This is a genomic window from Advenella alkanexedens, from assembly GCF_019132845.1.
Taxonomy (GTDB): Bacteria; Pseudomonadota; Gammaproteobacteria; order Burkholderiales; family Burkholderiaceae_B; genus Advenella; species Advenella alkanexedens.
This window is the reverse complement of the sequence record NZ_JAHSPR010000010.1, coordinates 44,844-67,153: the sequence shown is the minus strand read 5'-3', so window position 1 is coordinate 67,153 and position 22,310 is coordinate 44,844. Positions and strand designations below refer to the sequence as shown.

Here is a 22,310-nt window from a genome sequence, read left to right as displayed (position 1 = left end):
ATCCCTTTTTTTTCAAAAGATATTTGCCATGATCACTGCCGTATATCCAGGTACCTTTGACCCACTCACCAGAGGCCATGAAGATTTGGTTCGTCGGGCAGCAGGCCTGTTTGACAAAGTTGTTATTGGTGTTGCCTCAAGCGCGGGTAAAAATCCTTTGTTTACGCTTGAGGAAAGACTGGAAATCGCCAATGAAGTATTGGGTCACTACAGTAACGTGACGGTCAAAACTTTCGATGGTCTGCTCAAAGACTTTGCCCGCCAGGAAGAGGCACGTGTCATTATCCGTGGCTTGCGCGCAGTCTCCGACTTCGAATACGAATTCCAGATGGCTGGCATGAACCGCCACCTGCTGCCCGATGTCGAAACCCTGTTCATGACGCCCTCAGACCAGTACCAGTTTATTTCCGGCACTTTTGTACGTGAAATTGCACTGCTCGGTGGCGACGTGAGCAAATTTGTTTTTCCGTCCGTAGAGCGCTGGCTGCAAGAAAAAGCCAGGGCCAGGAAAGAAGCCAAAGCCGCACAATCTAAATAAGCCATATCGTTAAGTACCGGCTTACCGATACGGTTAACGATATTCAAAACACCCTGTCATGACCTGATTTTGCAATAATACAAATTCAGGTCATTTCATTCTGGCATATTTTTTACAGCCTGCAGATGCGCACCAGTTCAGCAGGTTGCATTTTGCCGCCCCGGATTTATTGATTGATGCAGCCCTAATATCCCTAGTAAAATAGTCCGTATATGCCGGTCAGCCCTTAAAATGGAATATAATGTAAGGGTAAATACTTAACAGGCAAATTCAATATCATGGCTTTATTAATTACTGAAGAATGTATTAACTGTGATGTCTGTGAACCGCAGTGCCCTAATGATGCCATCACCATGGGCGATGAATATTACGTCATTAACCCGGAAAAATGCACCGAATGCGTGGGTCACCATGACACGCCGCAATGCATGCAAGTTTGTCCGGTAGACTGTATCGAGCCCGATCCACAATGGCAAGAAGATGCCGGTCAGCTAATGGAAAAATACAAAAGGCTTACGGCCTGAGCAGCATGTTATGAACCACCGCCACCTAACGTCCAGCGTTCAGGTGGGGTGTGCCTTCTGCGCTTACATGTTTCAGGCTGTCGCCTGCAAGGCTTGGTGATCTTCCGGGTGCAATTTCATTAAATGAATGGTTTTGCCATAATAGTTGGAAAACCAGGCTGTGGCCAACTCTCCCTCATTCACTGCCCGTAATGATTGCCCATTCAGGGTAATTGACTCAAACGCTTCCTCATCATCTTCCAGGACATCCATGGGGATATCCAGCCGCAACATGCCCGGGGCCCTGAAAACCAGATAAGAAAACCGGATGGACAATGAAAGCTCTGCTGTCTTTCCCTCCGAGTCCTCTAAAACCTGGGCGTTTTCATCCATCAGAAACCAGCGATTCTGGTACTCAGGCTGAACACTATCCCTGACTGCCATACATGAAAAAACCGGGGTGAATTTTGCTGTTTCATTCATAATAAAACGGATGAGAAATAATTAATAAAACAAAAAGAAGAAACCATTATGGTTGGACTTCAACAGGGACAGCGGCTTCGGTTTCTGTTGATGGAACAGGGGCCGCCTCTGGGGCGCCTGACTCGTCGGGTGCTGCCGGAGAGGCCATTTCACTTGCATCGGATGCCTCCAAAGCAGGCGCCTGCTTCTGCTCTGTAACAGACTGTTCTTTTATTGCCTGCTCTTTTATTGCCTGCTCTTTTATTGCCTGTTCTTTTTCAGCCTGCTCTTTTTCAGCCCGCTCTTTCGCCACCTGTTCTTTTTTCTTTTCCAGCAATTTTCCCAATGGCGAATTTTTAACTTTATCCCATTGCAGCTGAACGCTTAACGACTGACCGACTCTTGAAACAATGGCTGGCATGTTTATTTCCTTGATCGAAAGCGTAACAGTACCTTGACTGATGTTAACCGGCTGACGTGTCTTCAAGGTGACAGGAAGCGTGAAATCTCCCTTGTTCAAATTAACCAGCATTTCATCCGCCTGCCCCTGAACCACAAATTTCTCACTTTCAAATAACAAAGAAGACAGCTGTGCAATGCCGTTGTCAACTTGCGCATCCGCAACAATCCGGGAGTAAGGACTGGAGGCATTAAGATCGACCGTAAATGGATATGTTGACGTATCAGGATCCAGGTATGTCAACGGGTCATTTTCCAGCCGGTTGAGATCAAAACCCTTGACAAGACCATTTTCAGCCTTGACCTGGACCTGTCCCTTGATATTATCCAGGATAGTTTGTTCATTGGATCCCTTGCTTTCAAGCTGTAGCCTGATAAAGGCACGCCCACTTACCCAGGGAGTCCAATTGAGCGCCTGCAACATTTGGGACACGTCTATGGCTTCCAACTCCACACCGGTTTTGATATCTTCATTGGCCAAATCAAACTTTGCATCTGCCCGTACCTGCCCATCAAAAACCCAGGATTTGAACGAAGTCATTTCAAGATTATCGCGATCGAAACGAAAAATAGCCTGTACATCATTGAAAGCGATATCCTGATAGCGCATCTGCTTCAGATTAATCGTTCCCATGCCACGCAATGCCTGGAGCAACTCTCGCTTCAGGCTGCCAGCGGGCGCGGATACTTGCTGGGGTTGGGACGATTGCCCCACAGTGTTTTCAGCTGCCTGGACAGTTACGGCTTTGTTATTTTTTTCCGGCACTGATTCAGGAGACGCTACGGATTTTTCAGCTTTTCCTGTTTCTGCAGTGTTGTTTTCTTTCTTGGCTACTGCCGCAATCGGCCCCAGAATCTGATCAAGACTGATGGAATCTGCCATTAAATCAAAATTTACATTTGGCCTGGAAAAATTATGCAGCTCGCCATCCAGATTAAATTTACCGGCATTCACCACTGCATCCAGCTTGAAGCTGGCCCGATCTTTCTGGAAATCGGCATTGATACTGCCAATCAGAGGAACCTGTTGCTCTTCTAACCCTTGATCCTTGAAACTGGCATTGCCACTAATCGCGGAAAGCATCACGATCCGGTCAATCAGATTCATCTGTGCCGGTGAAGAAATATTCAAACCAATCACACGGTTATTGGGCTGCGCATACTTGCCATCAATTTTGACTTCCGAAATTTTCAGGTTATCGGCAGAGCCACTAATACCCTTGAGCGATAAATTCACCCCAACCTGTTCACGCCCCTTCATCCGAAGAAAACCAATCAGCGGTTTACCACCAGCCACGGTAGAGGAAATATCCAGTTCCGGTGATTCAAAAGACCACTCATAAGACTGCTCATTGACGTGCTGCGCATTGCCCTTGAACGAAAAATTTTCAAGCTGCAGCAAGGGTGCGGAAGAATCGAAAATCAATTTTGGTGCCGTCACACTCACATCAATTTTTTTAAGTGATGCACCTTCGGCTCCATTTCCAGCCAGCACCAACTCCATGCCAGAGCCGGTAATCGCATGGGCAAAACTATCTATGTTGAAACTGCCTTTAAGGGTTGCACTGCTGGCATCAATATCGCCCAGTCTGCCTTTTAAGGCAACCTCCAGTTTCTGGGCATTATAAAGTTTGGTTACCGGGTCCAGCTTGAGCAGCCCCTGCACATTCAATTGTGCATTCACCCGGGGATGATCACCTTCCAGCCGTGCGGCCAGTGAAATATCAAAAGGCTGGTCAAAGGTGACCCTGCCCGTATTAATTGACATGCCTTGCAAACGCATATCCAGCTGATTGGCCAGATCCTTGAAATAAACCTCGCCATTCTGGAGCTCAAGCCCGGCAATATCAATTTTAAAATCGGCATTATGGGGCTGAGGCAATACGGTATCGCCATCGGCCTCGTCTTTAAGATGATCAACGACTACTTTTTGTTCAAACAGGTCTTCAAAGTTCAGATCGCCGGCTTCATTACGTACCACCCAGGCCTTGAAACCACTGACCGCGACATGATCAACCACAAAACGATTGGAAATAAGTGGCCAGATAGCCACCGCAAAACGGGCACTGTTGATAGAAACAAAAACATCATCCCTACCCGGCTCGGACAAAGACAGTTGATTGACCGACAGGCCAATGCGGGGAAAAAGTGATAATTCGATATCGCCTTTTATCTGAAGATCACGGTCATAATTGGACCTGACTATTTCTTCGAGTTTATATTTATAGGCATTTGGATCAAAAGTAAGCAAAAAGACCGCACCACCCACAAAGGTGACAAGCAGAAGCACAACCAGACTCACCAACACGCGCTTGAGCCATTTTTTCATGACGGATTTTTTCACTCACTTTATTTTAAAGACCGGCATTGGCGCAAAATGCACCAATGCGTACCCAAGTCCTTAATACTACCCCAAGTTTTACTTATCTGGTAGGGAAATTAGATCACACGTTGAACAGGAAGTTCAGGACATCACCATCCCTGACGACGTACTCTTTACCTTCAGCACGCATTTTTCCGGCTTCTTTGGCACCTTGCTCACCCTTGAACTTGACAAAATCATCAAAGGCAATGGTTTGTGCACGGATAAAACCACGCTCAAAATCGGTATGGATAACACCCGCCGCTTTAGGAGCCGTATCACCCACCCGAATTGTCCAGGCACGAACCTCTTTGACACCGGCGGTGAAATAGGTTTGCAAACCCAGCAAGTTATAAGCGGCACGAATCACACGATTCAGACCTGGCTCTTCCATGCCCATATCCGCCAGGAAGACTTCTTTGTCTTCATCATCCAGATCGGCAATCTCGGCTTCAATCGCTGCACATACCGCCACCACGGGTGCATTCTCCGCCTTGGCATATTCCTGTACCGCAGCCAGATGAGGATTATTTTCAAAACCGTCTTCTTTCACGTTAGCCACATACATGGCACGTTTGGCGGTAATGAAGCAATAGGACTTGATCAGGGCCTGCTCTTCCTCATCAAGATCCAGCGAACGGATTGGACGGGCCTCGTTCAGGACAGGAATGATTTTCTCCAGCACCGCACACAGTTTTTGTGCGTCTTTATCGCCAGCACGAGCGGTTTTCTGGGCTTTTTGCAGTGCTTTTTCTGCTGAAGACAAATCTGCCAGTGCCAGTTCGGTATTAATGACTTCTATATCTGAAATGGGATCCACCTTGCCGGCCACGTGCACCACGTTTTCATCCTCGAAGCAACGCACGACCTGCACAATGGCATCGGTTTCACGAATATTGGCCAGAAACTGGTTACCCAGGCCCTCACCTTTTGAAGCACCGGCAACCAGACCAGCAATATCAACAAATTCGACAGTGGCTGGCAGGACGCGCTCGGGCTTGACAATAGTGGCAAGTTCATCAAGCCGTGGATCGGGCACTTCCACAATACCTACGTTGGGCTCGATAGTACAAAACGGGTAATTTTCGGCGGCAATCCCCGCTTTCGTTAACGCATTAAACAAAGTTGATTTGCCTACGTTGGGTAAACCAACGATGCCACATTGAAGAGCCATTGAAAATCCTTAATAAATCAAAGCACGAAACCCGCTATTGTACCTCTGGGAAAGGTACAATTTCAGGAAATTTAACCGTTTTTATGAAGAATAAGCCGCTTAATCCAGTACGCGATAGCCGCGACCAATCATACAGTTGCGGATTACCTGTTTTTGAGAAGCCGCTGTTGATACACCCCCTGCCGCTGCGCCTGTCACCGCACCAACACCTGCCGCCTGGGCGATACCCGTGCTATTGCCCCCCCCCACCAGGCCCAGCACTGCGCCAAAGGCGGCACCCGCCAGGGCCCCACCGCCCGTCCGGCCAGCACCATCTACCTGTCGGGCGTAATTCTGACAGTCACGAAGATCATATTCATAATTTGACATATCCCGGCCTTGCCCATCGACGACAGGACGATAGCCGGTGCAGCCTGCCACCAATACGGCCAGAAACACTGTTGAAGAAATCAATTTTACGCTTTTCATATTCACCTCTCAATTTGTGGCCAGTTCAGGACTGAACTGCAATAAAAACCAAACCAGCAAGATAGGACCGGAATTAAAAATCATATGCAGGAAAATAGACGTGCTTATTCCATCACGCACCCGCATCCAACCAAGCACCATGCCTGTAAACCATTGTGGCAACACCAATAATGGCATCAACCACCAATTCATTTCGGTAAACCTGAAATTCCATAAATGCAGGCCGGCAAACACCAGCACCGAACCATGAAAAAACAGGGGAAAAAACCGTTGGTAATTGACACGCCAATGCCATTTTAAAGCATGTTCATTGGTGGTAAGCCCCCGGATATCCAGTATTACAATCAACATCAGTACCAGCAATAGCAACACTATACTATGAAGCTCTGGCCCCATTACAACAACCCAGGTCATTAATGGAATCAACCAAATGCTTAATCGTGGTCTGCGCAAAGAATAACGAAACAATAACTCTTCGGCCACAGGCGCCCACAACACCGCTGTTAAAAAGGGAATATTATTGATATCGAGACGATGGGCTGCACCTGTTTTACTGGCCACCATCAGGGCGATAGGCGCAAACACAAATATATTGATGATCCACAGACACCCCGCCCATTGCAGCATTCGTCCGACAGAAGTCGCAGGCACCCAGTCTTTCCACCAACCATTGCCGCCACCCCTGCCCGGCTTGCGCGGTGACAATGCCGGACGTCTGATATAGCGAAAAAACTCGGCAAACTCCTGTCGAAAACTAGGTGACTTCATTATTAGGCAATTCCTTTTGATTCCTGCAAGGAACTGGAGGCTTTCGAAAACTCTCCTTGCAGCAGCAAAGGAACAATAACACGAGAACGACGGATTTCATCATCAATCAGGGGCATATCTTCCTTACGTGGCATATGCAACACGTAATCGGCCACATTTTGTGCCAGTCCCTGTGTACGGGGATGTCCTATTCCCAAACGCAAACGCCAGAAGTCGGGGCTACCCAATGCGGACTGAATGTCACGCAAACCATTGTGGCCCGCATGACCTCCCCCTTTTTTCAGCTTCACCTGGCCTGGCGGTAAATCCAGCTCATCATGCAACACCAGGATTTCTTCCGGGGCTATTTTATAAAACCGCGCCAATGCACCCACAGCCTGTCCCGAACGATTCATGTATGTAGACGGTTTCAGTAAGAAAATATTGTTTCCCTGATATTTTGCCTTGGCAACCTGCCCAAAAAAAGCAGGCTCCGGATTGAAGGTGGCATTCAGGTCATCGGCGATATGATCGGCCAGCCAAAACCCGGCATTATGCCGCGTGGCTTCATATTGACTGCCCGGATTGCCCAGGCCCACAATCAGACGAATGGATAAAGACATGCTCAGCGACCCTATAAAACAATAGCCCCCGAACGGCAAAAAGCATTACGGGGGCTATTCATGAACAAAACATCACAGACAAGATACAACATTGCCTGTTCATTTCGAACGTAATGTTACGACTTACTCGGCAGATTCGCCATTTTCAGTGTTGTCAGCAGCTACTTCAGCAGAAGCAGAAGCCAATACAGGATCATCACCGATCACAACAAACTGCACGCCTGCAGGCGCAACCAACTGGCTCAGGTGGAACACACCGCCTGCCTCAAGGCCGGCCAGATCCACTTCGATAAACTGCGGCAAATCTTTAGGCAGACAAGTAATCTCTACTTCGTTGGCGACAGTGGTGATTTTTGCGCCTTGCAGCTTGACGGCTGGAGACACGTCTTCGTTTTTGAAGTGCAAAGGCACTTTGGTCGTGATGGCCTGGTCAGCGCTAACACGTTGGAAGTCAACGTGCAAAACCTGAGGCTTATAGGCGTGCCATTGAACAGCACGCAACAATACATTTTGTACTTTGCCATCCAGTTCCATGTCAAGAACTGAAGCGTGGAACTCTTCTTTACGCAAAGCGTGGAAGATTTCGTTATGATCAAGTTCAATACTCAAGGCGTCGCCTTTACCACCGTAAACGATGGCTGGCACGCGGCCTGCGCGGCGCAGGCGGCGGCTCGCACTCGATCCCTGTACACTACGCGAAGTGGCTGTGAATTTCATGGAATACTCCAAAATAAACGTAATTAATACGTATAGATAAAAAAATCAAACCGGAAACGGTTTAATCACGAAATCCGATGCCGCGACCAGCACCGGATAAAAATTAGTCTACGAACAGGGAGCTGACCGACTCGGCGTGAGCGATACGCAAAATGGTTTCGCCCAGCAAGGCGGCAGTTGAAAGCTGACGGATTTTAGCACAACCGGCAGCCTGCTCGCTCAGGGGAATGGTATCGGTAACAACCAGTTCATCCAGTTCGGATTCTGTAATACGCTCTATGGCGCTGCCTGACAAAACAGGGTGGGTACAATAAGCATAAACAGCACCGGCTCCGCGCTCTTTAAGGGCGGCGGCAGCCTTGCACAAGGTACCGGCGGTATCAACCATATCATCCATAATGATACAGGTACGGCCATCTACCTCGCCGATAATATTCATGACTTCAGAAACGTTGGCACGTGGGCGGCGTTTGTCAATAATCGCCAGGTCAGCTTCCAGCTGTTTGGCCAGGGCACGTGCACGCACAACACCACCGATATCAGGGGATACCACAACCAGATTGTTCAGATTACGCTGATCGATATCTGCCAGCAAAACCGGCGCTGCATAAATATTATCAACAGGAATATCGAAGAAACCCTGAATCTGGTCAGCATGCAAATCCATGGTAAGGATACGGTCAACACCCACACCTTGCAGCATATTGGCGACCACTTTGGCCGAAATGGCAACACGGGCGGAACGCGGACGGCGATCCTGGCGTGCATAACCAAAATAAGGAATGGCAGCGGTAATACTACCGGCTGAAGCACGACGCAAGGCATCAACCATGGTCATGATTTCCATCAGGTTATCATTGGTGGGGGCACAGGTAGGCTGCAAGACAAATACATCACGGCCACGGACATGCTCGAGAATTTCAACCATCACCTCCCCGTCTGAGAAACGTCCGACAGTCATTTTTCCAAGAGACATGTCAAGATGATTCACTACATTGACAGCCAAACGTGGATTCGCTGTTCCAGTGAAAATCATGAAGTTGTTGTTAGTCATGATAGAGAGGATTTTTTTGAGAGATGAAATAAAAAAAACCGCGAAACCTTAACCCAACTTATAGGCCAGGCCCGACGGCTCCGATGATGTACTTAACGAGATTTTGGCTGGGGCGGAAGGATTCGAACCTTCGCATGCTGGAATCAAAATCCAGTGCCTTAACCAGCTTGGCGACGCCCCAAAATTTCATGTACCGCTAACCAAGAAAGCTTGTGAAAGATTGCTTGTTAACTGAAAGATGAAATTATAGCTGTTTTTCTTAACTTGTGAACCCCTTTCTTCACTTTTTTAATAAATTTGTTGTTTTTGTATCAAATACACGACAAAAAAATTTTTCCTCTTGTTTGATATTGTTTTTTACATTGAAAACCCAAATCACCCACCACCAAGTGATACCACAAGGCCTCGCATTAAGTTTAATTTTTCACCCAGTCATGCAAAGGATGCCGGACCAAGCCCCGAGCGGCGATTATCCGCTCAACAGGCACAGAGGCCCCCTGGTTGAATGCAGGCAACGCGACCTCAAGCTCATGCCCGACCTGCAAGGCATCTTCGTAAGAATTGAAAGGCGCGAAAAAACAGGCCCCCGACCCGGTCATGCGTGCCTTCACCTGCCGGACATCCAACCAGTCCACCAACTGCTGCAATCCGGGATGCTGGCGACAAGCCACCGCCTCCAGATCATTATGACCAAAAAAAGCGGGCTGGCTTAATGATGAGGCTTCAGATATGGGCAAAGACAGGCTTTGCTGCACGTCCTGAACCGTAACCAATGGGGTATTTCGACAAAGGTCGGGATCGGTGAAAATGGCCGGAGTGGGAATTCCCAGCCGGGGCTGAAAAACCAGGTACGCGTGCCCAGGCACACGACAGGCGGTAAATGCTTCACCAATACCTTCGGCAAACGTATTTTGACCAAACACAAACACCGGAACATCAGCCCCTAATGGCAAAGCCAGTTGCTGTAATTCCCAACGGCTTAATCCCGTTTGCCATAAGCGGTTAAGCGCAATCAGGGTACTTGCCGCATCACTGGAACCCCCCCCAAGGCCACCGCCGGCCGGAATGTTTTTTTGCACCTGGATCGTGGCCCCCTTGGCGGTGCCTGTCGCCTTTTGCAAAGCACGGGCAGCGCGCACAATCAGGTCGCTGTCGTGATCAATCCCTGGCAAGCTGGTTTGCCGGCATATCACACCATCATTACGCAACTCAAACTGCAGGCGGTCAGCCAGATCTATGAACACAAAAACCGTTTGCAGCAAATGATAGCCATCTTCCCGGCGACCGGTCACATGCAAAAAAAGGTTCAGCTTGGCCGGTGCCGGCACATCGTACAGATGCTTCATTATTCTTGACTATTCATTAATGACCAATCTGACCGTAATGGTCTGAAAGGGTTCGTTGCGCACCATGCCCAGTTTACGAGGACCTTTATGATCATAATCAGACAGGGTGACTTTCCAGCCAGCCTGGATAAATGAGCCCAACTTACCTTGCGCATCGCGTTGCTCCTGCTCTACGTTTGCCGGTGCCACAATGCCTTTGAGCCAGTAACGCAAGTCCGAAACCGGAATCTCGCTACCCAACACCTCGGCCACCAGGGCATCGGGATTTTCTGCCGTAACAATGGAGCCATCGGCATGAGTCAGCGTGGCACTGTCTGGCGTGACCGATACCCGGGCAAGCGTGGACCCCAAAGGGTTTCGCAAGTCCAGATCCAGGCGTTGCCTGGTATCAAACCATAAAAACCCGCCTTGCACGGCTTCTTTATTACGGTCAACGGTTTTATCCCATACCGTCAGGGCAAACCGCCCCGCCCGGCTGTAAGTGCCTTCATCCTGTTCGGGTTGTTTAAGGGCCGGTGCGCAGGCGGCCAGCGCACCCATCAAGCTCAACGCACCCACATAACGAAAAAACCGCTTGAACTGCTTCATTTTTTATCTCGCAAAGAAATACCAAGACGCTTGATTGCATCTTCCAGTGTCTTGTTTTGTTTTTCCAGTTCCCGGCCTTTTATGAAAATATCACGTGCCCGATTCTTTTCCCCCTTGACCCACAGCACTTCGCCAAGATGGGCAGCGATATCCGCCTGTTCGGACAATTCAAAAGCATTTTCAAGATACTCAAGCGCCAGCTCAAGATTGCCCAAACGGAACTGCAGCCACCCCATGCTATCCAGAATGAACGGATTATCGGGTGCCAGCGCAACCGCCCTATCCAGCAACAACTGGGCCTCATCAAGATGCATGTTGCGATCGGCAAAGACATAGCCCAAGGCATTATAAGCCTCCGGTGAAGACGGTTTGAGAGCGATCACTTCCCGCAACAAGGTTTCCATTTCTTCAAAACTTCCCTGCTGCTCGTACATCATGGCCAGCTCATACTTGATAAGGGCATTCCTGGGCATGTCGTTGTCGGCCTGCCTCAAATAACGAATGGCCTGATCCGCCTTGCCGGCATTACGATAAATAAGGGCTTGCGTCAGACGAATGCGCACGGCATCGTCTTCCTCTTCAGGCTGAAGCGATTTCAACAATGCGGTTGCCTTGGCCTCATTGCCGTTTTTGCCATGCAAGACGGCAATTTGCATTTGGATCTGTAGCTGCGCACTGGGATCATCAATTTTTTCCAATTGACTGATTGCGGCCCGATAATTTTGTTCTTCTTCGTAAATTTGTGCCAGCATAATCCGGGCATCCGCAGACTGTCCCTGGGCATCGGTTTCGGCATCAGACAGGGCCTCACGGCGCTGCGTCTGGACATCCAGAAACTGTTTAAGCAATTTTTTAGCCTGGGTCAGCTGCCTGGCCTGGTAATAAACCTGCGCTTCCATATACAACAAATCAAAGTCTTCCGGAAAGTTTTTTTCCATTTCCTTCAACTCATGGATCGCGGCATCAAACTCCCTGTCATTGACCATCTCGCTAATATAAAGCAAACGCAACCGTCGTGCGGTCGTATTGGCCCGAATGAAGTTGCCGACAAGCTCCATCGCCTCTTTCTTATGGCTTTCCCGTCCGTATTGCAGAACCCGTTCGGCAGCGGCATCAGAGGCGGCATCAAGCTCGAGGGCTTTCAGGGATGAGTGCCAGGCTTTATCCAGCTCTTTGGCCTGATAGGCCAAATCAGCCAGCAACATGAAAGTGGTCGACTCATCGTCCACCAATGCTTCCACCGCTTTTTCATACACATCCAGCGCCATTCTTTTATCATTCATTCTGGCAACAATGGAAGCAGTCTGATAAATCGCCCGTTCTTTATTCTTGGCCTGTTTCAGCCGCAATCTTAATGCATTTACCAGCCCTTCGGTTTCTCCGTTAGAAGCGGCCAGTGCCAAGGCGGTAGCAGCCGCCTCTTCATTGTCAGGGTCAAGTTTGTACCACAGCCTGGCCGCATCTGCCGCTTTCTGGCTGGAAGAACTGGCCAAATACAATTGCATGGCTTTCCTGGCCATTGGCACATCATTTTTTTCTTTGGCAAAATCAAATGCAGCCTGGGCAGCCAGCTCGAACTTCTCATCCTGAATGGCAAACTCGACCACCAGCAAACTGAAAATATCGTCCGCATTGGTATGGTCTACCAACTGGACCGGCTTAAGCTTATAGGCAGGAATGAAATCAAGAGCGGCATGCAAACGGGGCATGACCGGCGCCATTTCGTCCTGGGCGCAGGCAGGGATACCCCACAGGGTGGAAACCGAGACAGCAGAGAGGAGGAGAATTTTTCTGAAAACAGTCACAGATGGAAAAATGGCCATACCGGAAAAAGTTCATACAGGAATACTGATATTATCATTCTTAAGTACAATTTCAGGTAAAACCACTTGTTGGTAAATGTTTAAACACTTGCCAGCACCGTAAAAAACAACACTTTTCACCTAAGCAACATACCTAAGCAACATGCCAGAATTACCTGAAGTAGAAACCACCCGGCGCGGTCTGGACAGCGTCATTACCGGCCATCAACTTAACGAAATCCGCATTCATCATCACCAGTTCCGCTGGCCCATACCGGAAAACCTGAATCAAATCCTGCAAGGCCATGTTTTACAGGCTTGTGAACGGCGCGGCAAATATTTGCTATTAGCCTTTGAACATGGGGTTTTAATCATTCATCTGGGCATGTCGGGCTCCATTCGTCGTGTTGCGCCCGGCGAATTTTTACTTAAACACGATCATGTCGAGTTTGTTTTTGACAATGCCGAATTCCGCCTGAACGATCCTCGGCGTTTTGGCGCGGTTTTATGGCATCCGGCCGAAAACGGCGATATCCTGAACCACCAACTGTTGGCCAGGCTGGGCATTGAGCCCTTTGACCCGCAATTTACGGCCACTTACCTGCACAAGGCCTTGCAGGACAAGAAAAGCGCCATCAAAACCGTCTTGCTAAACGGTGAAATTGTAGTGGGCGTGGGCAATATTTATGCCTCGGAAAGTTTGTTCAGGGCGCGCATAAATCCTCAAACCACCGCACAAACCCTTTCCCTGGCTCGCTGCAAACGGCTACATCAGGCCATTATGGACACCCTGGCCGCCGCCCTTGAATCAGGCGGCAGCACACTGAAAGACTATACCGGCACCAACGGCGAAGTGGGTGCCTATTTTGCCATTCACGCTGCTGTTTATGATAAAGAAAACGTGCCTTGCAAATCATGTGGCACCCCAATCCGAAAAATCATCCAGGGCCAGCGTGCCACCTATTTCTGTCCTAAATGTCAACGCTATTGATGACTTTGCCCGGATTCATGATGCCATTAGGATCAAGCGCCCGCTTGATCTTGCGCATCAGGGACAATTCCACGGCAGACTTGTAATTGGGCAACAGGTCTTTTTTCAGTTGACCAACACCGTGTTCGGCACTGATGGAACCGTTAAAGGCATGCACGCTATTGTGCACCACTTCGTAGATTTCTTTTTGGCGGGACAGAAAACCTTCTTCCTGGCCAAGAGGCGCCCCCACGTTATAGTGCAGGTTGCCATCACCCAAGTGACCAAAAATGATATGGCGCACACCGGGAAAAGACGCCTGTAACAGCTCATTGGTTTTAGCCACAAATTCGGCAATTCTGGATACCGGAATAGACACGTCATGCTTGATGCCCTTGCCAATTTCCGCCTCCGCCAAAGGAATGCTTTCACGCAAATGCCACAGGTCTTTACTTTGCTGGATAGACTCGGCAATAACCGCATCCTGCACTTCACCCGCTTCTATCGCCTCACCCACCACCAACTCGAACCGCTCGCGGGCGTGCCCGGCACTTTCACTGTCGGAAATTTCAAGCAGGGCATACCACTCGGACTCAAGACTGGGGCCTTCGAACGGCATTTTTTGCTGGGGAAACAGCTTGGTCACCGACGTCAGGCAGTAATTGGACATCAACTCGAATCCGGTTAAAGAGGCGCCAAATCCGCTACGGGCACGTGACAGCATTTTAACTGCTGCATCAATATCATCCAGGGCAAGCAGTGCCGTACATTTGGCCACCGGCTGCGGGTACAGCTTAAGCGTGGCCGCGGTAATAATACCCAGCGTACCCTCACTGCCAATATACAAATTGCGCAAGTCATAACCGGTATTGTCCTTGCGCAAACCGCGCAGACCATCCCAAATTTCACCATCGGCCGTCACCACTTGCAGGCCAAGCGCAAGATCGCGGGCATTGCCATAACGCAAAACCTGGGTACCTCCGGCATTGGTGGCCAAATTGCCACCAATCGTGCAACTGCCCTCTGCCGCCAGACTTAACGGAAACAACCGCCCTGCCTTTGCCGCTGCCTCCTGGACCGATTGCAGGATGCAACCGGCCTGGACAGTGATGGTATCATTATCGGTATCAATTTCGAGCACCTGGTTAAGCCTGGTTAGCAAAACAACAATGGCATCACCTTTGTTGTTGGGCGTCGCTCCACCGCACAGGCCTGTATTCCCACCTTGCGGCACAACCGGAATATCGTACTGCAGGCAGGTTTTCACCACCTTTGCGACTTCTTCAACCGACCCCGGGCGAACCACCGCCTGCGCCTTGCCGGTATAACGACCGCGCCAATCGGTTAAATAAGCTTGCGCCTGTTCTGCGACAAGGACATGTTCAGCCCCAACGATTTCCTGTAAAACTGCCAAAATGCTCATATCACGACCTGTAAAAATTCTGTCCGTCATAAAACCACCTTCATGCGGACAACGGTGGTTTTATAATGTATGTAATTAATTTATTCTATCATTCTACCCAAATTGCATTCTATCGTTAAGTTTCACGTACGATTCAAAACGATTAGTTATCCCTATAAGGATTTATTACGTGGCGTCATTATTAGCAGCAAGTGTATTCAAGGCCTATGACATCCGGGGTACTGTCCCCGAACAACTCAATCCCGGATTTGCCTACCTGCTTGGGCGGGCGCTGGCTGCCCGGGCCAAAAAACAGGACATTACCACCATTGTCACCGGCTATGACGGGCGCAACAGCAGTCCGGAACTGTCCGAAGCCCTGCAACAGGGCATCAATGATGAAGGTGTCAATACCATCAACCTGGGCCAGGTACCCACCCCCTTGGTTTATTTTGTTGCCTATGCCAGAAATATTGGCACAGCGGTAGCCATTACCGGCAGCCACAATCCCCCGCAATACAACGGCTTTAAAATGATGATTGGCGGCAAGGCCCTTTATGGCAGCGAAGTTCTGCAATTGCGCGATGAAATGCTGGCCATTGAATCCCTGCCACTGGCCAAGATCCCCGGTAACAAAGAGAACCTGGACATTATTCCCGAATATATCCAGCGGGTTTGCAGTGATGTCAAACTGGCACGCCCCATGAAAATCGCGATAGACTGCGGCAATGGTGTGGGCGGCAACGTTGCCCCCGCCCTGTTCAGGCAACTGGGCTGCGAGGTGGACGAGCTGTTCTGTGAAGTGGATGGCAGTTTCCCCAACCACCACCCCGACCCGGCCGACCCGCACAATCTTGAAGACCTGATCCGGCACGTGCAAAACACCGATTGCGAGCTTGGACTGGCTTTTGACGGCGACGCCGACCGTCTGGGTGTGGTCACTAAAACCGGTACGATCATCTGGCCCGACCGCCAGCTCATTCTGTTTGCCCGCGATGTGCTGGAACGCTGTCCCGGTGAAACCATTATTTATGATGTCAAATGCAGCCGCCACGTGGCCGAAGGCATTTCACTGGCCGGAGGCAAACCCCTGATGTGGCAAACCGGACATTCATTGATCAAGGCCAAACTGGCTGAAACAGGTGCTCCGCTGGCCGGTGAAATGAGCGGCCATATTTTCTTCAAGGAACGCTGGTATGGTTTTGATGATGGCTTGTACACCGGTACCCGCCTGCTGGAAATCCTGTCTCGCCATGACAACCCCAGTGATATCCTGAATGCCATTCCCCAGGATATCTCCACCCCTGAACTGAAACTTGAAATGCAGGAAGGCCAGCCTCATGCCCTGATCAAAACCCTGCAGGAACAGGCTTCATTTGCAACCGCACGGGCCATCAATACCATTGATGGCGTACGCGCCGAATATGCAGACGGGTTTGGTCTGGCACGGGCCTCCAATACCACGCCGGTTGTGGTCCTGCGCTTTGAGGCTGAAAATCCGGCTGCCCTGGCCCGCATCCAGGATGAGTTCAGGCAAGTGTTTAGCACCCATGCCCCTGAATCCAAGCTGCCGTTTTAATTAAATATCAACTCTGCATTCCCAAATATCAACTCTGCATTCCCACGCGGGAGCGTGGGAACGAGTACGAGTAAATATGTATTCCCACGCGGGAGCTTGGGAATGAGTATTAGCTTGGGAATACGTATTATTTGAGACAAATAAAGCTTGAAACTTCAATCAAGAAGCTCACGATAAATTGCAAGGTGCTTATCAACCACCTTGCGAATATCAAATTCTTCCAAAGCCAGGATACGTCCTGCATTGCCCATGCTTAACCGCAGGTTGTCATCAGCCGCCAGTCGGGCCACTGCCTCATACAGTTTTTGCGCATCCCGGACTGGCACCAGCAAACCCGATTGCTCAATGTCTATGGCATCCCGGCATCCCGGCACATCGGTAGTGACCACCGCCCTGCCACAGGCCGCCGCCTCTACCAGCGATTTGGGCAAGCCTTCACGATAAGAAGGCAGCGCTACAATATGGGACTGGGCATACAGGCGGGCAATATCCTTGACCTCTCCCAACACCTTCACCTCGGGCCCCCAGCTTTGCACCTCAGCCTGGGTGACCGAAGCCGGATTGCCCGGGTCGGGCGTACCGGCCAGTTGCCAGCGTATGTCTCTGCCATGGCGGGCGGAGATTCCTGCCGCCTCGACAAACTCCATCACCCCCTTGTCTTTAAGCAAACGGGCAGCCATGGTCACCACAACCGGTTTGAGTGGCTCTGGCTGTGTGGCAAAGACAGCCACATCAACCCCCGACCCCCTGATTTTTACTGCCTGCGCTTCTTGCATGGCACCCATATCCAGCAAAATCTGTCTGTCATTGTCATTCTGGACAATCACACGACTATGCCTATGCCCCAGTGCCAAACGGTAAAGCTGCCGGGTGATTTGCCTGACCCAATCGATCCCCTTTCGTTCGCGGGTAAAAAGAAAACCCAGCCCGGAAATGGCATAAACCACCGCTTTCACCCTAGCCAGGCGGGCAGCAATACCCCCATACAAAACCGGCTTTATCGTGACCAAATGCACCAGGTCTGGCTGATAGTTGCGATATAAACGATACAGTGCATAAATGGTTCTTAGCTCGGCAAACGGATTCATGCCACTACGCGACATGGGAATCACAAAATGCCTCAGGCCATGCGCCACAATTTGTGCCACCGCCTGTCCTGGCATGGTGGCAACCGCCACCTCATAACCCTCCTCTTTTGCCTTCAGGGCAATAGGCAGGCGGTGCGACAGGAAAAAAGCCGGATTATTCACCACAAACAGTATTTTTCTGGACATATCCATCCTTTTATTTTGTCTTGCCGTTTTCACTTAGCATGTCCATCCAGGTTTGCCGGTATCCGGCAACCATTTTTTCAAGACTGAACGCATTCATGACCCGTTCCCGTACCTGCCGGGCCAAGGTGCTTTTACCGGTCTCTTCAATATAATCAAGGGCCTGAATAATTTTTTCAGCCAGCCTTTCAGGATCAGAAGCAGGAGCCACCCAGCCATCCTCCCCCACGATCAGGGCGGCATCCCCCACATTGGTCACCACATTGGGCACACCACACGCCATGGCTTCGGCCACGACATTGGGAAAGCCCTCGGCAATACTGGACAGCACATGCAAATCAAGGGCACTCATGATACTGGGCACATCATTGCGCATGCCCAGCAAAATGGTTTTCTCCCTGACCCCGTACTCAGTCAACAATCCCATTAACACCGGATTGCCGTCATCCATGTCCTTACCCACCAGGACACAATGCAAATCGGGCTGTTTGGCAAGGCATTGGGCAAAAGCCTTAATCAGGGTTGCATGGTCTTTTAGCGGATTCCAGCGCGCCACAAAACCCATCAGCGGGATCTGCTCGCCAAGTCCCCACTCATTTCTCAAGGTACGGCGGGCCGTCTCATTCCGGACCCAGCGGGACAGATCGTAGCCATTTTGAATAACCACCATTTTTCGAGGATCATATCCCCATTGAACATGACGATGACGGGCCTCTTCGGCACAACAGACAATCCGCTGGGGCACCCAGCGCGAAAAAAAGCCGCTCAGCCGGGCAAACAGATAGGCCGAACGGCTGCTCTTGGCCAGACTGGCACCCGAATTACGGATTCCCCAGGCAACATGCCGGAATCCTGCCACACGGGCAGCCAGACCGCCAATCAGGTCAGCATGATACATCCAGGTCTGGATCACATCAGGATCAAGCCGGGTCAGGCATTTTTTAAGTCGCCAGAAATCTGCCGGGCTCAGGCGCCCCGGGGTCATGCCCAACATTTCCACCTCAACCCCGGCGTCCATCAGCGACTGGCCATAAATACCGCCATCGGCAAATGACACGACAATATGTTCCACTTCCGGGTCTGGCCAGGTGACCAGACGAAACAGGACCGACTCGGCCCCGCCCTGCAAAAGACCGCTAATCAGATGCACGACTCGTATTTTTTTATTTGTCTTCATTCCATTTTGCCTGAAACCGGCACACCCACTTGCCTGAAAAGCGCATCCCACTGCAGCAAGACCGTTTCAAGCCTATATCTGGACCAGACCGCCTGTTTGCCACGGGCACCCAAAGCACACCGAAACTCATCATCACCGAAAAACCGCCGGATTGCCTTTTCCAGTTCAAGCCTGTCATTCAGGCGCACCAGCAAACCCACCGTTCCCTGTTGTGTCAACTCTGCCGGACCACTGGGACAATCAAAACTGATACAGGGCAATCCCAACGCCATTGCCTCGAGCAGGACATTGGGAAAACCTTCCACACGCGACGTCATGGCAAATGCATGGGCATGTGACAGTTCCGCCCAGGGTTCAGTCGTTTTACCCGGCAAGGTAATCCGCTGGCTACAACCCTTTTTTTTCACCTTGTCAATCAAGGCCGCACGCTCTGGGCCATCCCCCCAGATACATAAGTCCCAATCGGGATAGTCCTGGCTAACCGAGGTAAAAACATCGATCAGCACATCAAACTGCTTGGCAGGCACAAAGCGCCCCATAGCAACCAGTGTCTTGCGCCCGCTGACGTTACAAAGCCCATTGCAGCTCATCTGCTGCTCAATCCCCTCGGGCAGAGGATTCGGGATAACCGCCACATGCTTCAGGCCAGGCAGTACCTGCATGAACGCCTTTGCCGCATCGGCAGTCTGAATCATCACGGCATCAGCCTGAGGGTACAGCTTATTGCGCAACACCTTCAGAAAGCCGCCAATATTGCTACTCACCACTGGGTGGGTCCTTTCACAAACAATCAGGGGAATATCAATGCCGCGGGTTGCCATCAAGGCCGTCACATTCACATTGGTCAGAAAAGAAACGATCACATCCGGCTGTTCCGCCCTGATTCGCTTCCTGAGCACAAACGGTTTACTGAGCCGGCCCAGCCACTTCTGACGGGGCAACTCATCGGCCAGCCATCGCACCTGGACTTCGGAAGACAAAGGGTAAAACGATTGACCGCTCCCTTTTGAAAAACAAGGCACAAGCACCACTTGATGACCCTGTCTGACCCAGGCATTTGCCAATGTGGCGGCAACACGCTCGGCACCCCCTGCATTCATTGAACTGACCAGCAACATGATTTTCATAATGCCCAACCTTTTATTATGTCTTACGACCTTGCCGCAGAATATTAGCCCTGTATATCGTAATGATCCATCCAGGCTTGCAACATCAAGACCCCCCACAAATGAGGGCTCCAGTCAAACTGCTGCGCCTGGTGCTGTTGCCAGCGTTCATGTATCTGGGCCACATCAAGCAAACCCTGCTTGCGCAGGCGGACAGGATCAAGCAAATCGCTGGCCCAATCTTTCAGCGGACCTCTCAGCCACTCACCCATCGGTACCGAAAAACCCTTTTTAGGGCGATCCAGCAAGGAACGGGGCACCAGTCGGTATAAAAGCTGTTTCAACAGCCACTTGTTCTGGCCATCACGCACCCGGTATTTGTCTTCAAGACCCCAGGCAAATTCAAACATATGGGGATCCAGCAAAGGAACTCGCGTTTCCAGAGAGCACGCCATGGCAGCCCTGTCAACCTTGACCAGAATATCATCGGGCAAATAAGAAACCGTATCGACAATCATCATGGTTTCAAGAAAAGAACCAATGGGTGCCAGGCTGAAAGCGGTTGCCAGCTCCCGACCCCCCAACACCACGCTTGACGGATCTTTCCAGTATGAAACAAACTGCCGGTAAAAATCAACCGCATCGGTGGCACGCAGCACTTCCTGCAGCTTTTGCAATTTGTCTTTTTTATTGCCACCAAAACCCGGGGCCAGTTTTCCCGCTGCGCTGGCCACCAGCGAACGGACTAAAGGCACGGTTTTTTCACGACGATCCCACCAGGACGCAGCCCGCTGATAGCGGGAATAGCCACCAAACAGTTCATCCCCGGCGTCTCCCGATAAAGCCACCGTTACCGACTGGGATGCCATTTTCGTTACCAGCGCCATGGGAATTTGTGAAGAATCGGCAAACGGCTCATCGTACATGGCGGGTAACGATTGCACCAAGGCAAGGCCGTCATTGGCACTGACGTACAGCTCGGTATGATCGGTACCCAAATGTTGGGCAATAGACCTTGCATATTCGGCTTCATTATATTTTTTTTCATGAAAACCGATGGAAAAAGTCTTGACGGCCTGTGCGCTTTGCTGCTGCATCAAGGCGACAATCAGGGATGAATCGGTCCCCCCGGACAAAAACGCGCCCAGCTCCACATCGGAAATCAACTGTGACTGAATGGACCGGGAAAGTACGCCTGCCAGCGCATCAATCGCGGCATCATCAGATTCGTAATGAACCTTGGGTTGCTGCCGGGCTGTTTCATAAGCAGACCAGTAAACCTGTGGCTCCGGTTTGCGCCTGTTTTGCCAGTCCTGTTCAGACAGGCTTAACCAGGTGCCTGGGGGCAACTTAAAAACATCCTGAAAAATACTATGAGGCGCAGGAATGTAGTTGTGCCTAAGCAATAAAGTCACTGCATCACGGTTAAGTGTTTTTTCAAACCCGGGCACATCCATCATGGCCTTGAGTTCCGAGGCAAATACCAGCCCCTGCCTGGTAAAACCATAGTACAAGGGCTTTTCACCAAAGCGGTCGCGCGCCAGGGTTAGTTTTTTTTCTTGCTGGTCCCAGACCGCAATGGCAAACATGCCTATGGCCTTTTTCAGGGTTTGCGCGATGCCCCAGGCACAAAAACAGGCCAGCAACGTTTCGGTATCGGAATGGCCACGCCAGGCCGGTGCCTGAGCACTTTGTTCCAGTTGTGCACGCAATTCAAGATGATTGTAAATTTCCCCGTTAAACACCATCATGAAACGCTGGTCTGCCGAAGCCATGGGCTGGTGCCCCTGCACGGATAAATCCTGAATGGCCAGCCTGACATGACCAAAACCGATCTGTCCTTCCTGACTTAGCCAGACACCCTGGCTATCGGGGCCACGGTAAGCAATTTTGCGACAACTGTCACGCAGTATGTTTTCCTTGCCCTCGTAGCTGCCTGCAATACCCACTATTCCACACATG

Annotated in this window: 20 protein-coding genes and 1 tRNA gene; 4 read left to right on the top strand and 17 right to left on the bottom strand. The window is 50.5% G+C overall.

Features of this window, described 5'->3' with window-relative positions:
• Positions 1-28 precede the first annotated feature (28 nt).
• Entirely contained in the window at positions 29-538 is a 510-nt protein-coding gene (gene coaD, locus KU392_RS12190; RefSeq protein WP_169295454.1) for a pantetheine-phosphate adenylyltransferase, read from the top strand.
• Positions 539-816: 278 nt separating this feature from the next.
• Positions 817-1,062 (top strand): YfhL family 4Fe-4S dicluster ferredoxin, encoded by a 246-nt coding sequence (locus tag KU392_RS12185; protein WP_169295455.1) that lies wholly within the window; start codon positions 817-819, stop codon positions 1,060-1,062.
• A gap of 72 nt (positions 1,063-1,134) precedes the next feature.
• Here KU392_RS12185 and KU392_RS12180 read toward each other — a convergent pair whose 3' ends face one another.
• The 12 genes from KU392_RS12180 to KU392_RS12125 all read right to left on the bottom strand — a co-directional run bounded on the left by KU392_RS12180 (position 1,135) and on the right by KU392_RS12125 (position 12,864).
• Entirely contained in the window at positions 1,135-1,524 is a 390-nt protein-coding gene (locus tag KU392_RS12180; RefSeq protein ID WP_217735437.1) for a hypothetical protein, read from the bottom strand.
• A 46-nt stretch (positions 1,525-1,570) separates the two neighbouring features.
• The gene (locus tag KU392_RS12175) at positions 1,571-4,306 is read right to left on the bottom strand and encodes an AsmA family protein (protein WP_217735436.1); all 2,736 of its coding nucleotides are present in this window, start codon (positions 4,304-4,306) and stop codon (positions 1,571-1,573) included.
• A gap of 100 nt (positions 4,307-4,406) precedes the next feature.
• Entirely contained in the window at positions 4,407-5,498 is a 1,092-nt protein-coding gene (gene ychF / locus KU392_RS12170; RefSeq protein ID WP_169295459.1) for a redox-regulated ATPase YchF, read from the bottom strand.
• Positions 5,499-5,597: 99 nt separating this feature from the next.
• Positions 5,598-5,966, bottom strand: a complete 369-nt coding sequence (locus KU392_RS12165) for a glycine zipper family protein (RefSeq protein WP_169295460.1) — start codon at positions 5,964-5,966, stop codon at positions 5,598-5,600.
• 9 nt (positions 5,967-5,975) lie between these two features.
• Positions 5,976-6,734 (bottom strand): CPBP family glutamic-type intramembrane protease, encoded by a 759-nt coding sequence (locus KU392_RS12160; RefSeq protein WP_169295461.1) that lies wholly within the window; start codon positions 6,732-6,734, stop codon positions 5,976-5,978.
• A gap of 2 nt (positions 6,735-6,736) precedes the next feature.
• Positions 6,737-7,336, bottom strand: a complete 600-nt coding sequence (gene pth, locus KU392_RS12155; protein WP_217735435.1) for an aminoacyl-tRNA hydrolase — start codon at positions 7,334-7,336, stop codon at positions 6,737-6,739.
• A gap of 123 nt (positions 7,337-7,459) precedes the next feature.
• Positions 7,460-8,053 (bottom strand): 50S ribosomal protein L25/general stress protein Ctc, encoded by a 594-nt coding sequence (locus KU392_RS12150; protein ID WP_169295463.1) that lies wholly within the window; start codon positions 8,051-8,053, stop codon positions 7,460-7,462.
• A gap of 103 nt (positions 8,054-8,156) precedes the next feature.
• Positions 8,157-9,107 (bottom strand): ribose-phosphate pyrophosphokinase, encoded by a 951-nt coding sequence (locus KU392_RS12145; protein ID WP_169295464.1) that lies wholly within the window; start codon positions 9,105-9,107, stop codon positions 8,157-8,159.
• A gap of 104 nt (positions 9,108-9,211) precedes the next feature.
• A tRNA-Gln gene (locus KU392_RS12140) sits at positions 9,212-9,288 on the bottom strand.
• A 235-nt stretch (positions 9,289-9,523) separates the two neighbouring features.
• Entirely contained in the window at positions 9,524-10,453 is a 930-nt protein-coding gene (gene ispE, locus KU392_RS12135) for a 4-(cytidine 5'-diphospho)-2-C-methyl-D-erythritol kinase (RefSeq protein WP_169295465.1), read from the bottom strand.
• Positions 10,454-10,462: 9 nt separating this feature from the next.
• A complete protein-coding gene (gene lolB, locus KU392_RS12130; RefSeq protein ID WP_169295466.1) occupies positions 10,463-11,041 on the bottom strand; it encodes a lipoprotein insertase outer membrane protein LolB in 579 nt (192 codons plus the stop codon).
• The gene (locus KU392_RS12125; RefSeq protein WP_169295467.1) at positions 11,038-12,864 is read right to left on the bottom strand and encodes a tetratricopeptide repeat protein; all 1,827 of its coding nucleotides are present in this window, start codon (positions 12,862-12,864) and stop codon (positions 11,038-11,040) included. Before KU392_RS12125 ends, lolB begins: the two co-directional genes overlap by 4 nt.
• A gap of 142 nt (positions 12,865-13,006) precedes the next feature.
• Here KU392_RS12125 and mutM point away from each other — a divergent pair, with 142 nt between their 5' ends.
• A complete protein-coding gene (gene mutM, locus KU392_RS12120) occupies positions 13,007-13,834 on the top strand; it encodes a bifunctional DNA-formamidopyrimidine glycosylase/DNA-(apurinic or apyrimidinic site) lyase (RefSeq protein ID WP_169295468.1) in 828 nt (275 codons plus the stop codon).
• On the opposite strand, the gene KU392_RS12115 is transcribed toward mutM, so the two are convergent.
• Positions 13,815-15,236, bottom strand: a complete 1,422-nt coding sequence (locus KU392_RS12115) for an FAD-binding oxidoreductase (protein WP_217735451.1) — start codon at positions 15,234-15,236, stop codon at positions 13,815-13,817. The genes mutM and KU392_RS12115 overlap by 20 nt on opposite strands.
• Positions 15,237-15,405: 169 nt before the next feature.
• On the opposite strand from KU392_RS12115, the gene KU392_RS12110 reads away from it, so the two are divergent.
• The gene (locus KU392_RS12110) at positions 15,406-16,794 is read left to right on the top strand and encodes a phosphomannomutase/phosphoglucomutase (protein ID WP_287811829.1); all 1,389 of its coding nucleotides are present in this window, start codon (positions 15,406-15,408) and stop codon (positions 16,792-16,794) included.
• Positions 16,795-16,949: 155 nt separating this feature from the next.
• On the opposite strand, the gene KU392_RS12105 is transcribed toward KU392_RS12110, so the two are convergent.
• Genes KU392_RS12105 through asnB form a run of 4 tightly spaced genes read right to left on the bottom strand, consistent with a single transcriptional unit; the run spans position 16,950 to position 22,309 of the window.
• Positions 16,950-18,074 (bottom strand): glycosyltransferase family 4 protein, encoded by a 1,125-nt coding sequence (locus KU392_RS12105; protein ID WP_169295469.1) that lies wholly within the window; start codon positions 18,072-18,074, stop codon positions 16,950-16,952.
• Positions 18,075-18,078: 4 nt separating this feature from the next.
• Positions 18,079-19,242, bottom strand: coding sequence for a glycosyltransferase (locus KU392_RS12100; protein ID WP_169295470.1), 1,164 nt, complete (start codon positions 19,240-19,242; stop codon positions 18,079-18,081).
• On the bottom strand, positions 19,239-20,369 hold the full coding sequence (locus KU392_RS12095; RefSeq protein ID WP_169295471.1) for a glycosyltransferase family 4 protein: 1,131 nt from the start codon (positions 20,367-20,369) through the stop codon (positions 19,239-19,241). The genes KU392_RS12100 and KU392_RS12095 overlap by 4 nt, the downstream gene beginning before the upstream one ends.
• A 44-nt stretch (positions 20,370-20,413) precedes the next feature.
• Complete coding sequence (gene asnB, locus KU392_RS12090; RefSeq protein WP_217735434.1) at positions 20,414-22,309, bottom strand: asparagine synthase (glutamine-hydrolyzing); 1,896 nt, start codon at positions 22,307-22,309, stop codon at positions 20,414-20,416.
• Between the last annotated feature and the right edge of the window lies 1 nt (position 22,310).